The sequence below is a fragment of the Bacillus sp. z50 genome (assembly GCF_058313585.1).
Map to the genome: position 1 here is coordinate 202,187 of NZ_JBZFQL010000002.1, position 19,085 is coordinate 221,271.

General features: G+C 33.7%; 18 protein-coding genes. 10 read left to right on the forward strand and 8 right to left on the reverse strand.

Annotation, left to right across the window (positions count from 1 at the left end):
• Nucleotides 1-303 precede the first annotated feature (303 nt).
• Entirely contained in the window at nt 304-720 is a 417-nt protein-coding gene (locus AC4G3N_RS06825) for a hypothetical protein (RefSeq protein ID WP_066099976.1), read from the forward strand.
• A gap of 63 nt (nt 721-783) precedes the next feature.
• Here the strand turns inward: AC4G3N_RS06825 and AC4G3N_RS06830 are convergent, their stop codons facing one another.
• Nucleotides 784-1,707 (reverse strand): aromatic acid exporter family protein, encoded by a 924-nt coding sequence (locus AC4G3N_RS06830; RefSeq protein ID WP_066099977.1) that lies wholly within the window; start codon nt 1,705-1,707, stop codon nt 784-786.
• Between the two features lie 164 nt (nt 1,708-1,871).
• On the opposite strand from AC4G3N_RS06830, the gene pepT reads away from it, so the two are divergent.
• Nucleotides 1,872-3,104 carry a peptidase T gene (gene pepT, locus AC4G3N_RS06835; RefSeq protein ID WP_066099978.1) on the forward strand — a complete coding sequence of 411 codons (1,233 nt, stop codon included), beginning with the start codon at nt 1,872-1,874 and terminating at the stop codon, nt 3,102-3,104.
• Nucleotides 3,105-3,481: 377 nt separating this feature from the next.
• Here the strand turns inward: pepT and AC4G3N_RS06840 are convergent, their stop codons facing one another.
• Entirely contained in the window at nt 3,482-3,856 is a 375-nt protein-coding gene (locus AC4G3N_RS06840; RefSeq protein ID WP_066099981.1) for a DUF2750 domain-containing protein, read from the reverse strand.
• Nucleotides 3,857-4,669: 813 nt separating this feature from the next.
• Here AC4G3N_RS06840 and AC4G3N_RS06845 point away from each other — a divergent pair.
• Nucleotides 4,670-5,506: a peptide ABC transporter permease gene (locus tag AC4G3N_RS06845; RefSeq protein WP_140461319.1), complete on the forward strand. Its 837-nt coding sequence runs from the start codon at nt 4,670-4,672 to the stop codon at nt 5,504-5,506.
• Nucleotides 5,499-6,479 carry an ABC transporter permease subunit gene (locus AC4G3N_RS06850; protein ID WP_066099986.1) on the forward strand — a complete coding sequence of 327 codons (981 nt, stop codon included), beginning with the start codon at nt 5,499-5,501 and terminating at the stop codon, nt 6,477-6,479. The genes AC4G3N_RS06845 and AC4G3N_RS06850 overlap by 8 nt, the downstream gene beginning before the upstream one ends.
• Before the next feature lie 179 nt (nt 6,480-6,658).
• Here AC4G3N_RS06850 and AC4G3N_RS06855 read toward each other — a convergent pair whose 3' ends face one another.
• From AC4G3N_RS06855 to AC4G3N_RS06870, 4 genes are all read right to left on the reverse strand, one after another.
• Entirely contained in the window at nt 6,659-7,135 is a 477-nt protein-coding gene (locus AC4G3N_RS06855) for a BsuPI-related putative proteinase inhibitor (protein ID WP_491089956.1), read from the reverse strand.
• 62 nt (nt 7,136-7,197) lie between these two features.
• Nucleotides 7,198-8,619: a hypothetical protein gene (locus AC4G3N_RS06860; RefSeq protein WP_066099991.1), complete on the reverse strand. Its 1,422-nt coding sequence runs from the start codon at nt 8,617-8,619 to the stop codon at nt 7,198-7,200.
• A gap of 333 nt (nt 8,620-8,952) precedes the next feature.
• Nucleotides 8,953-9,720: an alpha/beta fold hydrolase gene (locus tag AC4G3N_RS06865; RefSeq protein ID WP_066099995.1), complete on the reverse strand. Its 768-nt coding sequence runs from the start codon at nt 9,718-9,720 to the stop codon at nt 8,953-8,955.
• 465 nt (nt 9,721-10,185) lie between these two features.
• Nucleotides 10,186-10,581 carry a hypothetical protein gene (locus tag AC4G3N_RS06870; RefSeq protein WP_066099998.1) on the reverse strand — a complete coding sequence of 132 codons (396 nt, stop codon included), beginning with the start codon at nt 10,579-10,581 and terminating at the stop codon, nt 10,186-10,188.
• 394 nt (nt 10,582-10,975) lie between these two features.
• On the opposite strand from AC4G3N_RS06870, the gene AC4G3N_RS06875 reads away from it, so the two are divergent.
• Together AC4G3N_RS06875 and AC4G3N_RS06880 are read left to right on the forward strand one after the other, a co-directional pair.
• On the forward strand, nt 10,976-12,013 hold the full coding sequence (locus tag AC4G3N_RS06875; protein WP_077247924.1) for an endonuclease I family protein: 1,038 nt from the start codon (nt 10,976-10,978) through the stop codon (nt 12,011-12,013).
• A gap of 98 nt (nt 12,014-12,111) precedes the next feature.
• On the forward strand, nt 12,112-12,597 hold the full coding sequence (locus tag AC4G3N_RS06880; protein ID WP_066100001.1) for a DUF4306 domain-containing protein: 486 nt from the start codon (nt 12,112-12,114) through the stop codon (nt 12,595-12,597).
• A 200-nt stretch (nt 12,598-12,797) separates the two neighbouring features.
• On the opposite strand, the gene AC4G3N_RS06885 is transcribed toward AC4G3N_RS06880, so the two are convergent.
• The gene (locus AC4G3N_RS06885) at nt 12,798-13,073 is read right to left on the reverse strand and encodes a hypothetical protein (RefSeq protein WP_491089957.1); all 276 of its coding nucleotides are present in this window, start codon (nt 13,071-13,073) and stop codon (nt 12,798-12,800) included.
• Between the two features lie 413 nt (nt 13,074-13,486).
• Between AC4G3N_RS06885 and AC4G3N_RS06890 the strand changes: the two genes are divergently transcribed.
• Entirely contained in the window at nt 13,487-13,714 is a 228-nt protein-coding gene (locus tag AC4G3N_RS06890; protein ID WP_139063780.1) for a hypothetical protein, read from the forward strand.
• 124 nt (nt 13,715-13,838) lie between these two features.
• On the opposite strand, the gene dacB is transcribed toward AC4G3N_RS06890, so the two are convergent.
• On the reverse strand, nt 13,839-15,320 hold the full coding sequence (dacB, locus tag AC4G3N_RS06895; RefSeq protein WP_225983682.1) for a D-alanyl-D-alanine carboxypeptidase/D-alanyl-D-alanine endopeptidase: 1,482 nt from the start codon (nt 15,318-15,320) through the stop codon (nt 13,839-13,841).
• A 1,212-nt stretch (nt 15,321-16,532) separates the two neighbouring features.
• Between dacB and AC4G3N_RS06900 the strand changes: the two genes are divergently transcribed.
• From AC4G3N_RS06900 to AC4G3N_RS06910, 3 genes are all read left to right on the forward strand, one after another.
• Complete coding sequence (locus AC4G3N_RS06900; RefSeq protein ID WP_491089958.1) at nt 16,533-16,976, forward strand: hypothetical protein; 444 nt, start codon at nt 16,533-16,535, stop codon at nt 16,974-16,976.
• Between the two features lie 313 nt (nt 16,977-17,289).
• Complete coding sequence (locus AC4G3N_RS06905) at nt 17,290-17,751, forward strand: hypothetical protein (RefSeq protein WP_139891175.1); 462 nt, start codon at nt 17,290-17,292, stop codon at nt 17,749-17,751.
• Nucleotides 17,752-17,957: 206 nt separating this feature from the next.
• Nucleotides 17,958-19,028 (forward strand): DUF3900 domain-containing protein, encoded by a 1,071-nt coding sequence (locus AC4G3N_RS06910; protein WP_066100020.1) that lies wholly within the window; start codon nt 17,958-17,960, stop codon nt 19,026-19,028.
• The last annotated feature ends 57 nt before the right edge of the window (nt 19,029-19,085 follow it).

Sequence of the window (19,085 nt, forward strand, 5' to 3'; positions counted from 1 at the left end):
TATTTTCCATTTTCAATTAATTACCATCTGAAGAGCAAATGAATCGTTCGCTCCTTTTTGACATGAATTAATTCAATACACCATATATTTGTTGAAAAAGAGCAAAGCTTGATTTATATTGTACTTTTGTGTTCTTTTAGCAACATAGACGCGCTTTTTGCATTTTTAAACACATGCTTTCAAAATGAATGATAAAATGCTCTCATACAAAATAGTTTCTCTTATTGATAAAAGGGAAATATATCCATTGTATAGAATAGTATTAAAGAGGCTCCATCTTTACTTTAACGAGGAGGTTCCAATTTGAATCAGTCAGTACTTATTGAGGATTTTAAGTCCTTCTTTCTTGAATTTCAATCTATATGGAATAGCTGTAATACTGAATTGATGATTTCCAAGCTTTCTCTGAATTTATCTGTTCGTTGGGCAAATGCGGATGGTGTCGTTTCAGATTGGGGATATAAGGAGGCTTGCCTAGGATGGGCAGAAGCTTTTGAACAATATTGCGGACATAACCCAAAATGGAATTTTACTATTTTACATACTACTCCAGCGTCTGAGGATGAGGTCATTGTTTTATTTTGGGTAACATTTGAAATGGATGGTGAAAAGAAAGAGGTTGTTAAACTGTTTGTACAGAGATTTAAAAGATATGAAGATGGATGGAAATTGTTGCATGAATACTGTGAAAGTTTACGGCCAGAAGCAGCAATATTATAAGACGCCATACCTTTCTTCCACACAAAAAAAACGAACTGTTTTGAAAACAGCACGTTCTCTTTACTACGATTGGATTTCGATAAATTGCTCAATTTTATTGATCAAGATTAACAGGGCAGCACGAGTTTCAAACTCCTCCCTTGTTTTTGGTAAATCCATATTCTCAAACTTACCTCTTAGATTCTGTAATTTTAACAGTAGACGATTCCGGTCTTCTATATTTGCACCCAAATCATCTACGAAGTCAGCTACCATTTCATTCTGCTCAAATGTTGTAGGCAGATGAATGATTAAAGGAGCCATTCGCTCAACGATTTGGAATTGCTGATGCACTTTAGTGAAGTATTGCAAATAATAGGAGTCTCTTTTAAAAAAGGAATTTTCCTCACTTCTCTTGGCTAATTCCATACCCACTTCGATTAGCTTCTTTGTTTTAATAATGTATTCATCATTCCAAACACGTTCTTTTTTCCGAATAAACTGACCGAATTGCAAGAAGATCACTTTAAAATTTCCTTCTAGCTCCTTTATAATCTTCTTAATCTCACCTTCAACACTTGGCATATATAAGTTGAACAAAAGAGCGACCAGAATTCCAATCGATACGATGCAGATTTGGTTTAAAATAAGCTCATACGTAATATTTTGCGATATGTATAATTGCATGACAATAACAAAACCAGGTACAATACCGTCCTGAAGCCCCAGCTTAGCCATGACCGGTATATAAATAAATAATAATAAACCTACTGCAACAGCTGTATAAGCACATCCTTCAAATATCAATACAGCCAATAAAATCCCAAGTATACAAGCTGCAAACCGCTGCCATGCAATCTGTATACTTCTGCGCTGTGTACTCTGAACACTTAATAAGGTGATAACTGCAGCGGTTGCTGTATTTTCCAGCGACAAAACTTGAGCAATAACCAAGGCAATCATCGCGCCAATCGCTGTCTTAACTGTGCGGCTTCCAATTGTAAACATGGTTGTATCGATCCCTTCTTTCTTTCCATCCCCATTATATAAGAATACCCGAAATAAATAAAATTACCTCTGTACGGAAATATTAACCTAAAGAAAATTCGAATAACTTTTTGTTGATCTATAAAACTTTCGTTATAATAGGAATACAGAAGGAGATGAATCTGATGAATAAAAAATTAGTTGAACGCTTTCTTACATATGTAAAAATTGATACCCAATCCGATGAAAACAGTCAAACATGCCCTTCTACAGAGAAGCAATTTGACCTCTTAAATCTTCTAAAAGATGAATTGCAGACAATAGGAATGGAAGAAGTAACACTTGATGAAAATGGCTATTTATTTGCCACCCTTCCCGCGAATACAGAAAAAGAAGTACCAACAATCGGCTTCCTTGCTCATGTCGATACGGCTACTGATTTTACCGGTAAGAATGTAAAACCACAAATCGTAGAGAATTATGATGGCGGTGATATTACGCTTAATAAAAATCTTAATGTCATCCTATCACCGAAAGACTTTCCTGAGCTAAAAGAGTATATAGGTAAAACACTTATTACCACTGACGGCACTACTCTGCTTGGTGCTGATGATAAAGCAGGCATCGCTGAAATCGTAACGGCAATGGATTACCTAATTAAACATCCGGAAATTAAGCACGGCAAACTTCGTGTCGCTTTTACACCGGATGAAGAAATTGGCAGAGGCCCTCATAAGTTTGATGTGGAGCGTTTTAATGCTGACTTTGCTTACACACTGGATGGCGGTCCCATTGGTGAACTTGAATTTGAAAGCTTTAATGCTGCAGGGGCAAAATTGACTTTTAAAGGAACCAATGTCCACCCAGGATCCGCTAAAAATAAAATGGTCAACTCCTTAAAGATTGCCATGAATTTCAATGATGAGCTTCCAAAAGAAGAATCACCCGAATATACAGAAGGCTACGAAGGCTTCTATCATCTCCTATCGTTAAACGGTGATGTAGAACGTACTCATGCCGCTTATATTATCCGCGATCATGACCGTGAAAAATTTGAAGCCAAAAAAGCGACGATGAAAGACCTTGTTGCAAAATACAAGGCTAAATACGGCGAAGAAAATATTATATTAGATATGAATGATCAATATTATAATATGGGAGAAAAAATTGAACCTGTAAAGGAAATAGTCGATGTCGCCCATCAAGCCATGGAAAACTTGGGCATTAAACCAATTGTTAAACCAATTCGCGGCGGTACAGATGGTTCCCAACTATCCTATATGGGCCTGCCTACTCCTAACATCTTTGCCGGAGGAGAAAATTTCCACGGTAAATATGAATATGTAGCTGTTGAAAGTATGGAAAAAGCCACCGAAGTCATCATAGAACTTGTACAATTATTTGAGAAACGGGCATAATTTCTCTTATATGAAAAAGAGTGTGCAGAATAGAGGATACCAAGTCTATTATAGAGGCTAGGTATCCTCTTTTATTTGAATTTAACCAGACAAGGAAAATGGTATATCCAATATAAAAGAACTATTAAAACCCCAATTATATCCCTCCGCAAGCCGCAAAATATATACTACTTATTTTCAATTTTCTCCAATAGGGCAATAACTTTTTCGTTTTGTGCGATTATTATTTCATTTTGCTTTCTCAGTTTTACAAAGTCAAAGAGATAGACTAATAAAATCACTATAATTAAAAATCACAATCCTATTCCCCTTTCACAGTACAAAATAATTCCATTTATTATTCATTTAACCTACCCAGCCAGTAGGAACAACCTATCCTATAGATTACGAATCATTTCCTTAATTTCATCACGTGATTGAATGTTCGAATCTTTCCCGTTAGGAAAAATCACCGCAATACCACGGTCATTTTCAATATCAACAAGTATATCATCTAAAAATGTAGTTAATGGAACGTTAAAAGCTTCGTATGAATTATGATCTATTTTAGCAGCCTCTATTTCAGCAAAACTTCGGCTTGGCCAAACTGGAAGCAAAAAATGATATTCTCCTTCATCTTCTAATAGTAATAAGTCGCCATTATTTTTATCACGAAGTAGCCACACCTGTTCATCCGTCACAACCATAGCATAAAAATAAGTAAGTCTTTTTTCAGCAGGACGTTTTAAAATAAATTGTTTAATTAACTTCATATAGACCATTCCTTTTCACGACATATAATTTAAATTTATTCGACAGATAAAATAGAAAGTCCTTCTTTCTTCCGAAGAACTGCCCTTTACCCCTGTAAGAATTCATCGAAAAAAGGTAGTAATTCGCCTTGAATCAATGCCGCTATTAAATCTATTACTCTATTTATTTTTAATTAAAAAAACAACGTCTGCATAAAACTCATTGTCTTATATAACTTCATAACGCCATAACCCACTTTGAGGAACTTCAAAATTAACTGTAAAACGCTCTAATTTTGAATAACCCGGTGACGGTTCTTTTTTGATTCTTATTGGATTTAGAGCCGTTATCTTCTCTTCTGTTTCTTTATGATAGGCATATATAGCTAATTCTTTACCTTCAAAGGTTTTAAAAGGGGCAGTAAAATGGAATACCTACCCAAATGGTTTACCTGCTATTAGATTAGGTTCTGGATTTACCGTTAATAAAATTTATATTCATTACGAACTTGCCATTCTTGATTCATTATGGTTTCTTTTGGTTTATTATTTTCGGTTTCTTTTTTTGGAGAACAGCTTACTAACGTTACAAGAAAAATAAGCAAAAATATGGGCAGAAACCTTTTATTATTAATCACTTCCTCTCAGTTATTTTTAACAAACTTCCTTTTATTAAATAACCATATATTCGTGTAAATAGACTTAAAGATTCGTATTCTGGAAACAAAAATAATTTATAGACAAAAAAGATAGATATAATTATGATGAAATTATATCCAAAAATTAGGATAAAAAGGAGATGATTTTATTTTAATTTTCAAAAAAACTGCAGTAATGATAACAGAAGTGCTTATAGCCATTTTTGTAATTATCTGCGTTAGTGCATTGCCAACACTCTTCAGAGATATTTCTGTTAATTTTTTTGCTTTCTTAGTAGAAATCAAAAACACTTTTCTATCGTTATTACACCCTCTAGATATCACATATGGGATGGGCATCCAAAGACCAGTTTTTCCACAAATATTCTACCATTATAAAGAATCAGTCCTACTGATTGTTGCATCACTTTTAATTTCAACCATACTTGCATTCTTATTAACTTACCTAATCCTATTAGTTTTTCAAACAATTAAAGGTAAGATTATGTGGTTTCTCACGATTATTGAGTCCCTACCAGATATATTTTATATAATCGCACTTCAATTTCTTACTATTATGTCCTTTAAAAAAACAGGTACGCTCTTATTTAACGTAGCTTCCGCGGGGGATGATCGGGCCTTTTTTCTCCCTATTGTATGTCTTAGTTTGCCTTTAACCTTACTGTTGACTAAATTTTTAATACAGCAATTTGAGAAAGAACAAGGGAAGTTATATGTAGAATATGCTGTAACTAAGGGAATGAAGCCACTATACATATTTAATATTCATATATTTAAAAATGTATTATTCAGTTTATACCACTATTCCAAAACGGCGATTTGGTTTGTTATATCTAATTTGGTTATTTTGGAGTATATGTTCAATATGACAGGGATTATCTATTTTATCTTTAGAAAATCACCCGAAATATTTGTAATCGGTATACTGATGATTTATTTGCCATTATATCTTATTTATCGTATATGCGATTGGTTAATTCCCCCGGTTGTAAGAGGTGAAGCGATTGATTAAACTTTTGCTAAAAAATAAAACATTTATGGTTGGATTTTTATTTGTATTTATCTTATTGATTTTGAGTATGGCTAATACACTCTTTAACGATAGTACGATTAGAACTGTGCCTCTATATATGGATGATCAAGCGAATATAGTAGATTCTCCTCCTTACCAGCCATTTACACATGGGTTTATAGCTGGTTCAGATTCAGGTGGCAGAGATTTACTTCATATGATTATACATGGTGCAAAATTTACGATAGGGATTGCTTTTCTCATTGCTATCTTACGGGTTTTATTTGCCTTAATATTTGGCGCTTTTTTAGGAGTATATTGCCAAAAGTATATTCGTTGGTACGAAAAAATATTTGATCCAATTACGGTGATTCCACTAACGTTAGTAGCATACTATGTTCTATTCAGTGTAATTGTCTATGGAGGAGATGGTTCTCCTTTTCCATTTTGGGAAAGAGCTTTGTTTGAAATAGCAATTCTAACTTTTTATGCTGTACCGACATTGGCTATCTATCAAGCTAATGAAATAAAAAAACTTCATAAAGAAGAATTCATGGAGGCTGCTATGGTGTTAGGTGGCGGTAAACTACATAAATTAAAGACACATATACTTCCTCATTTAAAAGAAAATATCGTTATTATTTTGATTCAGCAGTACATACAAGTACTCGTTGTATTAGCTCATCTAGGAGTACTAAAAATTTTCTTTGGCGGTACATTACAGGATTCTGATGGAAATGCTAACTCAGCTTCTCACGAATGGTCAGGTTTGATTGGCCAAGCTTACGATAATCTGATCGGGTATCCCTGGCTACCACTTATACCTATCCTATTTTTAGGATTAACCATTTTATCCGCTCAAATGATGCTAAGCGGGTTCACAGATGTAATAAATAATAAAGCTTTATATCTGGCTAAAGTATCTAAACCGAGAAAACGTGCTGCTAAGAAGAAGATAGAAACACAAAACTAACTATTTAATGAACACGAATGTGTCTGGCTTGATAGTTGTATAAGGTAGAATCATTAGGAATTGAATCATAAAAAAATAGCCCAATCATATTATAAAATTAAAATATGATTGGGCTATTTTTTTACATTGATTTGAAGGTTAAGTATCCAAATATAATATAAATTGGTACCCTCCTTTCGTTAGTCTACTTTGAACTGAATTTTTTTCCTTGAGTCATCCTTCACCCCTTTGGCTGTTAACCATGCTTCTAGAGTGTATTCTCCAGGTTCAAGGTCTTTCAAATGGATATCATGCGTTAATTGCGCTCCTTTAACCAGTTCTTTTTCAGTAATAACCTGTATAAAGGATTTTCCCTCTGAATACTGGATGATTGTTTTTCCCGCTTGATCCTTTAAAATATAATCAAACGTTTGGCCGCTGTTAAACGTTAATTTAATCGGTTTCGCTGTCTCGTTTTCAACTGTATATACAAATAAGTAATCATTTTCGACTTTGTTCTTTTGGACTAAGCTTGACGTTAAACTTGCATCATTGATACGATTTGTACTCTTATCTATATTCATTGGTTTATCATCACTTCCTTTGTTTGGACTGGGTTCTTGCCCGCATGCTGCCAACAGGAGGATACATAAAATAAAGCTTAGACTTTTTTTCAAACTCACACCTCCTTATAATTCCTTTGTTTGTTAGGTTCTACAATCATCTGCCATTCCCCTGCTCAATCATTCTTAGATTTTATTTTTTCCTTCATCCATTTATAGACTGTTACGATTCCTAACACTCCACCCAACGCAATTCCGGATAATGCTACAAATAAAGCGATATATTCAAAGAAGGAATAGGATGCAGCCTGGGACCAGTTAATATTCCCTTTCCAATCCTGTTCAATGACCAGATTCATGCCGTAAATTCCCGAAATAACCGTATATGTAGTTAAAAACGTAAGTAAATATTCATGTCGTTTCCCTGTTAGCTTTTCGTGGTTTTTATAGAGATTGCCAAGTGTTCGGTTCACATGATTATAAAGCTCATCCATATGAAAAATATCTTTCATTTTTAAATAGATTTCTTTCCCAAAAATCCGGCTATGTACTTCAGGCTGATAAAATTGTGCAGAAAAATTCGTGATTCGAATGATAAGCTTTTCAATAGAACCTTTTTTATCATCCACTCTCAGCTGGGAATTCTCATACGATAATTCTAATAAGAGGAGTCGATTGAAAAAGAATAAAATATTTGTGTAAAAATTTTCTCCATACATACGCTCAGCAATAAATTTACTTTTCTCTTCACATTCATTTGATAGACAGACAAATGCATAATTACTGATTATATAATAGGAAGAATCGCCCCATCGATCATATACATGCTGATCACAAAAGCGATGGATGTATGCCTCCGATTTAGCACCGGCATAGGGATGTCCTTCCCTATCATATCCCTTAATCAAAGCGGCTCTGTATAAAGAAATTTCATCCAGGAGGGTATTCTTTTCGAAAGCTAAATAGTAGTAAACTTGCATACGTTCTTCTATAAAAAATGGCAAACTGCCAAAATAGGTTGTATGCTCTTTCTTTGACAAATGATCCTCCAGCCATGGACAATATTCATTGAAAATAATTCCTTTTGTTTCAGAATACTCTTTTTCATTTAATCTAATAACTATATCATGCGGTTTATCTAGTTGTCTGAATAAGTCTATAAAATGAAGAACATCATTATAGCTCATATGATCAGGCAAATTAATTCGCATATTCATAATGCCAATATTATACGGACAAACAAAGATATCAAAAGATACTAATATAAAATCAGTTTCTAAATACTTGGATTGTAAACAACCCTTTTGATTGATAATTTTACTAAAGCGACGAAATGCATTTTTATCCTTTATAGTTGGGGGAAATAAAATGGGCTCCATATTAGGAAGAAAAAATTTCTCCATGCGTTCATGAGATACTCGTATATCTCCATAAAATTTGCAATCCTGACTTGTATCTCTTAAATCAAAAAACTCCCACTGCTCTTTTATTAACTGCTGAACCAAGCCCTCACTCCGTGAGTCCTTTATTTGAAAGGGGAAGATGAACTGTAGGTAGGATTGTTCCACTTGAAGTTCTGGGATTTCTATCTTAGACATTCTGTATACCCCCATCTCTCTATCTATCTCTCTTTTCCCTCAATACTGGATTAAAAAACTTATTGATTGGTTTATATAATAACCTATGATGAATAATTGGGTTTATATTCAATATATACAAAACAAGTACTAATATTAAGAGGAGAGTGGACTATATTCTCTCATCACACCCATTCACAGTCCAAAATAAAAAACCTTCTAGAGAGATTACCACATCACTCTAAAAGGTTTAATAACCGATGTAAAAGAATTAAGATTATTTTAGTAAATGAATTGTTTAATCGATATATATGCCAATCGCTTTACTATCATCAACTTTGGCTTTTTGTTATTTCAATGCGCCAATAAAAATTGTAAGGATATCTCATTGAATTGGGCAGCTTGATCTATATTACATACATGACCGCTATCCTTTAATATGACTAACTGACTTGATGATTGTTTTTTTACTAGCCGCTTCACTGGTTCTAAAAACACATAATCCTCATCTCCCATAATATATAATGTAGGAATATGTGTATCTTTTTCATTGATTTTCAATAAATAGCTTGCGATATCACCAGTTAGTGATAACCAACGCAAAAATTCTCTATGCTTAATTTTTCTCGCCTCTTGAACAAATAAATGACGTGAAGTTTCATGGGTTTTTCTCGGCATTAAAATCCAGGCAAATAGTTTATATAACCACATAAATGGGATTATTTTCTTAAACATATTTGCGATACCAAGTAAAAAGTGCAGCCTTGGTGTAATACGTATTACAGCGCCTGCAAGTACCATCGAATGAAACCTTTCAGGGTTCGTCTCAGCTAACTGACGAATCAGCATTGTCCCCAGTGAAATTCCTACAAAGTGAGCTTTATCAATCTTTACTTCATCTAAAACATTTAAAATATCTTCGCTAACCAAATCAAGTGTATATTTAGTTGGACTGTTCTCAATCTCACAATCACCATGGCCGCGAAGATCGACGACCAACACATTAAAATGCTTACGGTATACTCGAATTTGCTTGTACCAAATAGTTGAGCTACCTCCTGCACCGTGTACTAAAACAACCCATTCTTTATGTTGTTGACTATAGATTTTATAATGTAACAAATTTTTCATCCTTTAGTTATTTAACATATACTATCATTACGTACAGCAACACTCATGGTTTCAAATTTTAGAGTATTTTACATTAGATGTATGCCCAAAAGTAATATCCGTAAACATTTCCATTTATCAGATACCGAACATATCTATAATTTTTTCGCTTCCTGCTAGCGTTTGATCAAGCATTTATCACTTCTAACATTTATTTCCTCTTGGGTGCTAGATATACAAATATTTTTAATAAATGAAGGAGCAGCGGTAAAAGACGATACATAGTCTAATCATACTGAATCTTTCAGTAAGGGACTTTGTGAAACAAACGATAATCAGAGTATTAAATAAGCCAAAAGAGAAAAAGCACTTTTTATAGTTCATGATAAATTAACATCGGCCGATATAATAAAAGCCCCATAGACAAGTCTATGAGACTAGAGGTATTATTTCGTTATAATAGTAATATTCAAATATTTATTTTTTGGGACTGCGCCATTTTTCAAGTGCAGTCTGTAATACAGATGCTAAAAAAAGAGTTTCTCCTATACTGATTAAAATTCGATTCATTGGATTATGCATATTAATCGATTCTCTATCAAGTTTACCTATCTGTTCTTTTTTTAATTGAATAATAGCTTCTTCAGCTTGACCTTTTGAGAATCTTAAAAGCTTATTTCCCCAATCCTGATCATCCTTCGTAAATAATACAGAGTCTTCTTCAATGATTGCAGCAAATTTTACACCGTAATTATTTTTGTAGTGATACGGAGCTTTTTCAAAGAAATCCTCAGGCGTGTCTTCTAACATTTCATGTTCAGCTTGTATAGCCTTAATCTCTTCTTCTACTTCTAAACTAGTGCTTGTAACCATAAATACCAACTCCTTCTGCTAAGTACTTAAAAGTATAAACGGTTTACCAAAAGTTGTCTTCTTATATATGGAAGGATATAAAAAGTAATTATATTTAGAATTTTCTTTTAAATATAACTACAATATTGGAATAATGATTACATTATGTAATAAATAGTTCTACCCTCGTATACAATAGCTAATTCTAACTTTAAACGATATATTATACATTGATTTATAGAAAATTTTATTATTCGAAGAATTTCTTCACCCTTTTTGTTAATATTCACTCTATGATTATCTTATAATCATTCTACTGAAATCATATATTTCTTAACCTCTAGATAATCTGTAACCATCATTTATTTACATTTGTTTCCACACTTGATATTATCAAAATAAAGAGGTGAAGCTGATGAAAAAAAGAATCCATCCGTCTTTTTCTCATTCCTATGAAATAATCTTGCAGGATACCGTCCATTTTTTGCTAGCTTTATTCCATAAAAATCCCTCACACCGTTTGATAAAGGAAACTCTTAATGTATGCTATGACTCTATTATTCATGTTACACAACCCCTTACCCGCCAACTTCAGGAACAACCTACAGAGAAAATTGAATTCCAGCTAGTTACAGACATGATTAATGAAATTTATTACGATGAAAAAGAGGACCAGAGCATTATTGATATGTATTACAAAAACCTTCCACTGGATGACTTTTCAAATGACAATTTAGTTTCGGAGCTGACCGAATTGCTGACAAGAACTCATAATCCCCAGCTCTCCTATTCAACCAGCAGAAAAGCGCTCCATTCATGGGTAGATTTGCGTGAAGATGGTCAAATAAAAAGCATATATTCCGGCCAAAGCTTAAATCCCAGTGATGTAATTGCTCAGGATAAACTGCTGGAAGATGCGGCAATCGACCAAATGATACAAGTATTGAGTAAGGATTTCGGAGTGCTTCATGAACATAAAAATATATTGATTGAGTCCGTATTGCGGTCTCTCCAATTCAATATTGAACATGTCATTCCACAATCGTGGTTTGAGAAAAGACACCCCATGGTTGGAGATCTTCATCATTTATTTACGTGTGAAAAAGATTGTAATTCATTCAGAAGTAATATTCCTTATTATGATTTTGAAGACTACAAACCTGGAGCTTATAAAGAAGTCATAAAATCCTTTTGCGGAAAAAGAGATGGCAATCAAAGGTTTGAGCCTGAAAATGGCAAAGGTGAAATAGCACGAGCATGCTTATATTTTTTAATGAGGTATCCTGATGAAATTATACAAGAAAAAATGTCATTGATTGATATCGACCTATACAAAAAATGGCACAACAACCATCCGGTCTCTCTTCATGAAAAACATCGAAATTGGGCAATTTTTAAACTCCAAGGAAATCGAAATCCCTATATTGATTTTCCTGAGCTGGATTTCACATGATTATAAGATATTTTTTCAGAGTTTGCTAACAATTGAAGATTCCAGTCATATTTTTTGGTAACTACATGATCCATACTATAAAAAATGAGGGATACAAAATGAAACTGAAAACCATTATTCCGCTTTCAGCTTCATTGTTATTGCTATGTTTATCAACAATGGCCGCTTTCTATGAAGGAAGTGCTCTCCGAGATGACATTTTCGAATGGCGGTGGTCCACTCCATTTACTATGCTTACAGCAGAAAGAATTTCACATGCCGATCAAGTATCAAAATTAGATTACCTGGTTTATGCTGCAAAATTCCAGCCGTTTTTTCCTGCTATTATGTTGATATGTCTCATTAGTATCCTCATCTTAGCCAGTTATATTGGTATTAAAAATCCAAAGACTCATGCTTATTATTTTTCGGTCTTGGCTTGTGTAATGGCAAGTGCAGGTTTAATGATACTCTCTGATCATGTGGGGACAAAATTTATTTATTCCAGCATACTACTATCAGGAGTTATTATTTCCTCTCTCTTAGCCTATCAGCACTTTACTCAAACACTCACACAATCTACATTTAAGCAAAATGAGACTTAAAATAATACCAATAATTAAAAGAAGGAGTGAAAATTCCACTCCTTTTATTGCGACATTCTTTTGTTTCAACTCTGTTAATGATTAAGGATGAGATTAGCGGAATTGCAAAAACCATCCCATTGTCGATATGTCTAATGTGCTAAGTCAATGTTTTTGTAATGAATAGTTTTAAAAAGGAGTACTCCAAGAGGCATATCTTCTTATGAATTCCCTGCTTCGAATTGATCCATAAGCATAAAAATAAAAACAATCGCCAAATGAAGAATTGCCAATATTGCGAAATGGTATCCTTCAAGGATTTTTATATAATAAAAAAAGATGCACCCTATTCTTTCAGCCAATTTTTTCTCATTCTTCGGAATAAAGACTTCATTATTCCCTGCGATAAAGGACGTTTTTCCTTTTTTTCTAATCGAGTTCCCACTCATCATGAGTAATATACCGATCACCGCAAGTACAACAGAAGGCAAAAGCATTCTCTTTCCTCCTCATAATTCATCAGCATATTCTTAAACATGCATTCTGATTTTTTCAATAATTAAGTGAAACTTATTTATTGATTTTATCATCAAAAATTATCATTTAGAATTGCTAAATGCCGCTTTTTAAGTAAAAGGATTCCAACTAATTAGCATTATTCTATGTACCAATGAATTTTACAAAAATAGGAGGTATACCTTTGCCATTAACTTTATAGTATAAGGTAATACCTAATATAGGTCTCCCCCTTATGTTTATAAAAATACAATTGACATAGTGTACAGTTTAAAGGAACGAATGTGCCTCAGAATAAAGACGTCAGTTACATGTTTATTTGTTTTAATGATGTTTTTAAAATGTTCCCATTCCTACATCATGAATAGACTATAAAGGAAAGGAGCGGTTTTTTTTGAACAGAGATAAGTACGACGGTCTCCATTTCTTAGCGATTATCTGCATAACCTTTTTACAGTTGAACTTTGGCTTTAATGACTGGATTTTCGGATTGCTTATAACCATATATGCCGTATTTGCCATTTTAGTTATTGAAGGACTATCGAAATACTCCGTGACAAAATTTATCATTTTATTACCAATGATCTTCCTATTAAGAATCTTCATCACTTTATACTCATGATTTCAAATAATTTATAGATTACTATAAAATACAAAACTAATTCAGATATCAGCATGACCTGCACCAAGGTTAGATGGTCTTGAGCTCATAATAGTGCAGGTCCTACTTAATTGGATTGTTCTTTCTAATTGCTAGCCAGAATGACAGCCATCTCGTCTTCAATTTTCTTCAGCTGATTTTCTTTCTTGGCATTGTTAATAATGATGGAGAAAACGTATTTATTCCCCTTCTTTCCTTTTACATATCCCGTCAAACTACTGACCGTTGAAATCGTACCTGTTTTGGCTATGATTTTACCTTGTGCAGCTGTGCCCTTCATTCTGTTTCTTAATGTCCCTCCTACACTTCGATCACTATCACCTGCTACTGGAAGTGCATTCTTATATGTTTTATACCATGGTTTGGTTTGCGCTTTATAAAGTAAATTTGTTAATGCGTTAGCTGAGATCATACTAACATGAGACAACCCTGAACCGTCTCTCATAAGTATGGCATCATTTCCAATCCCCAAATCGACAAACTGGCCCTCAACAACTGATAATCCCTTATCCCAGCTTCCCACTTTTCCTTTTACCCTGCCCATTTCTTTTACAAGAACCTCAGATATTGTATTATTACTAAGCTTCATATATGGTACAAGAATCGTACCCAATTTAGGTGAATGGTCGGTGGCAAGCTTTGTAGGCTTAGCTGGTATTTTTCCGGCTGTATAATTCCCAGTAATTTTAATGCCTTGCTTTTCTAAAGATCTTTTAAATAAAGCAAGGGTATATCGAGTAGGCTCCCATACAGAAATCCATGTTTTTGTAGTACCGGAATTTAGAGGGACATTCCCGGTGACAGTAATTCCATTGCTGCCATGTTTTCTATGTATCTTAACAGTATTTTTACTGTTAACCTTACCAACTTTGGTTTTGTTCGATATCTTCACATAATCCGTCTTTGGAGTCATGGTTACAGAGGCGGCTTTACCTACTTTATTGCCAGACTTGACTTGTATAATCACTGTACCTGCATCATAATCAGCATTGGGGGAAAAGGTTAATCCAGAAATTTGAGCACCATAATACTCTTGCTCATCACTCCATGGCATATCCAATGATAATCGGATTTGGTCATACCATGTATCATCCGCCACAAGATTTCCTTTAATCTTCTTTATCCCCTTCTTTTTTAGAGCTAAAGCAATATTGTCTAGATCCTTCTCCCCTAGAGTAGGATCCCCCTTCCCTCTGATGTAAATATTTCCCTTTAAGGTACTTCCTTTTTGTTTACCATCTGTATAGATCTCAGTTTTGAAACGATAGTTTTCTCCAAGTAATTGAAGAGCAGCAGCACCGGTAACTAACTTCATACTTGAGGCCGGCCTTAATCTGGTATCCCCATTATGCTTGTATATTATTTTTCCATTAGATGCATTTCTCACGCTTATTCCAATACTGGCACCTTTTAAATCAGGATGGCTTAGCACCTTGGCGATTTTAGAGCTTAACTGGCTTCCTCCAGCGGCATTAGAAGCCTCGTCCTTTTTCAAGGGACTGACAGAGCTAAAACTAATAACCATAACAACCATTAACAGACATAACCATTTCATCTGCTTGTACAATGGACTCTCCCCTTCTATATTTTTTTTAAACACTTTTATTAAACAGCAGAGTATAACTGGCTATGAAGGCATAGCCATATTAATTTGTATATGAAAGCACCTAAAAGGAGAATCATTTTAAAAAAAATGACCTCACACTTTTTACTAATTATCTTCTCCCTAATCATATTTACTAGTACTGCTTCTATTGTTAAAACATTCAGAGAAGGGATATAGTTCGCGAATACATTGGTTGCTCCCCCTTAACTTTATATATTCTGATTTATTAGCTATATAGTGTGGGGATGAAGAAACAGCTAAAAAAGACTGTGAGTTAGGAAGATTATGTACAAACACGTTTTCAGAAACAGGGTTAGTACCCCCAGTGCTTGTCTTGATGTTTGGAGTAAATGTTGGGGTTATCAAGGGGAAAAATATGTACAAGGATGGAAAGACCTATAAAGTTATAGTGTGGTCTTGGCAACAGTATTCAAACAGCTCGAATCACCAATCATATTATAAAAAAAATAATGCCAGGCGTTAGCATCCTTTTTTATATGATTGGAGTAGCCATAACCTCTAATTTTAAAATATGTAGAACATACTTAATTTGAATGACCAATGAAGAGACAAGCTGTCACCTTAACTATGTAGTTAATTCTTATTATATAATGTAGAGATATATACATAATTCTATACTTTTAGTTGTTTTTAGATTCATTAGTCAAAACTTTTACTAATACTAAATAAAAATATTATGTAAACAATCATTTTAAAATCTAAGCATATGTTAAACCGAGCACAACCTATATAATTGAGGAAATGAATTCCTCTAATATCATAAAAGTGTAAATCACTAATGCTATACCAGCAACAGCAATGAATCCAACAAATAGTGCAGAGCAAATTATCTTTATAAAAGAAATAATAGTGGTAAGAATATTTTTGTTAAATATTATAATATGAGCCATCTTATTCAACCTTTCTGAAAGTCTTCTACTTTCACTATACCGTAATCCCTTGCCAAATGTTAACACCTATTTTCCTTTATTTTGTAATAACATTTCCGTATTTCAAGAGGACCTCCAAAAAACAAACGTTAAAACCTTGCTATAAGAATGATTTATGTTAGATGAAATTATAAATATATGATTCATATGGAATCAAAATATTTTGTTTTTTTTATTTTTTGTTCTATCATAGATTATTAAAAAAGGAAAGTTAGGTCTTAAGATGAAAAAAAACACATATCATACAATTATTGCTGAACTAAATCAATCAGACCAAGTTTCTCAAAAATTATTACATTCTTTATCAGCTCCGATTATTATAAAAATGTTTTATAATTTATTCGGACCTTCTGGGACACACCGGTTAAGTGAAAATGCTTATTATAAAATTCTTACTGAATTGAAAGACCACACGGAAGAGCTTCCAAACACTTCTGTGCCATATGCCAGTTCAACACTGATTCATTTATTTTATGACAAGATTGGCAGGCACGTCACGGCTGAGACCGTTTTGGAGGATGATGAAGAGGACTCCAAAGAAGAAACAAATGATTTAACAGTAGATGACCTACTGGATTTACTTAATTTCGCAAACGAAGATCATGATGAGCTTTATGCAGAACATATTAAAGATCGCCTTTCTCAAATTTGTTCTTTATTACGATAAAAATTATAAATATGTGGGGATGCTTTTTTAAAAGGCATCCTTTTTAATGCGTACAAATGTTAATTACAATAAAATATCAAAATTGATCAGCAACCATTATAAATAGATTATTTTGCCAAGCGATTACATATAGAAGTATTTCCAACAAAGATGCCATCTAATTACAGGGTATTCCTTCTAATATAGGGAAAATACTACTATATTGTGACAATTGCAATTATTCAGTTCACTACAGTGTAAATCATATAAAGATATATGTTATTATGGTCCCAACAAAATATTGTGCGATTATTATTTTTTGAGGGGGATTTAAATGAAATCAACGACTAAGGAAATCATAGTATCAGAAATCAGGCAGACAAAAACTGTATATGAAAAGCTATTGATATCATTAACAACTCCAGTCCTACTTACTATTTTCAAACAATTATTCGGCAGAAACGGAGAGTTTTCCTTATCCGATAAAGGATTCGATTGTGTTGTAGAAGAACTTGAGTCTCAGAATCGACTACCAGAAACAAATGGGGAAAAAATCACAGATGCCTTATTGGTAGATATTTTCACTGATTTTTATACCAATCAGAATGAAGATAACCCTCTTAAAGATCAAATGCCTTCTGTTGACGAACAATCAACCCCTCATCTAACACTTGATGATTTATTAGATTTACTTAATATAGCTATGAAACATCATGATATCCTATATGCCAATGAATTAAAAAGACGTTTATTGGTACTTAACAGGAATCATAAAAACAGTATAGAAGCCTCCTGAATATCTACCTTCTAAGCGAATGAAGCACCCTGTTCATTCGCTTTTATTATTGCATCACTAAGGAAAGTTCATGGCTAGATGGTTGGTTAAATTTAAAAAGAACTCTCAGCTTTCTTTATTTCGATCTTCGACCATGTCTTCATTGACGAAATACCTCTGTTTTGGGATACTGAAAAGGCTGACTCTAAGGAAAAAAGGTGTATAACATGGAATTTGAGATTAAATTTTTATCTTTCTTTGTTGTGGAAACAGAAGATAAGGAACAGCCTACAGCTAAGCATTATCAAACACTTGATACAGATGAATATGAGGAAAGTGCTCTTAAAGATTTCCTTGATGGCGAATTCAAGAAAATCGTAAAACGTAAAGTCGATCGTCATCCCAATTCAGAACAAGTACCAACAAAGCTGGGCCATTTTATAATTGAACCAGGTCATACATTGGATTCAAATCCAAACTACAATGCATTTAACCGTACTCGCTTTGCTGATAATAAAGAAGATTTTAAAGCATTCAGTGAGGAATTCGTTCATGCTTATCTTGATACAAGTGCAGTTCGGGGCGGTGTGTTTGTTATGGCTTCAGCCGTACCGCGGAAATTTTTCGAACATCGATTTTTATTTTTAATGAAATGTGATTTTGAACCAAAGGTCGCTTCTATATCTGATGAAAAAACATTAATTCGCAATGTCGAGATGGCCATCACTACTAAAAATATGAAATCCATTCTATACCCTCATATGCCTGAAGAAGGCATGATTGAGGAAAGCGAATTAAAAATTCATCAATCCTCACATGCCCGATATTTCGAAGATTTTTTAAAATTTGTAGAGTATGGTGAATCTAAACAAGAATTAGTGAAGAATCATGTCATTGACATGGTACAGGAGCATATTGGTGAAGTATATGAGCCCGAAAGTGAGGAACGCCGTCAGTTTGAAGAAGCTATTGAAATCTGGGCTGACAGTCCCAAGCGTGAGCTTCAGGAACGATTAACAACTGAACAAGTTGTAGAAGCAGCCGCTCAAATTGTTGAACAAGAACCGGATATTGAACTAAAGATGAAGCTGGATAATACGAATATTAAAGGATTGCTGGCCGATTTCGGTGAAACCATTCATTTAGCCAAAATTAACAATCGTTATGTATTGGTGATTGAAGCAGAGCAAATTTTATTTGAGAAGGGATTCTCCCCCATCGAATTCCACAAACCTGATGACCTGCATAGGGTAATCGATAAAATAAATAAAAAGACCTATGAAAATAATACTTTTTAAATCATAGGTTAAATTCCATGATTTAAAGAAGGGTTCTGATTTTAAAGCTATAAATCC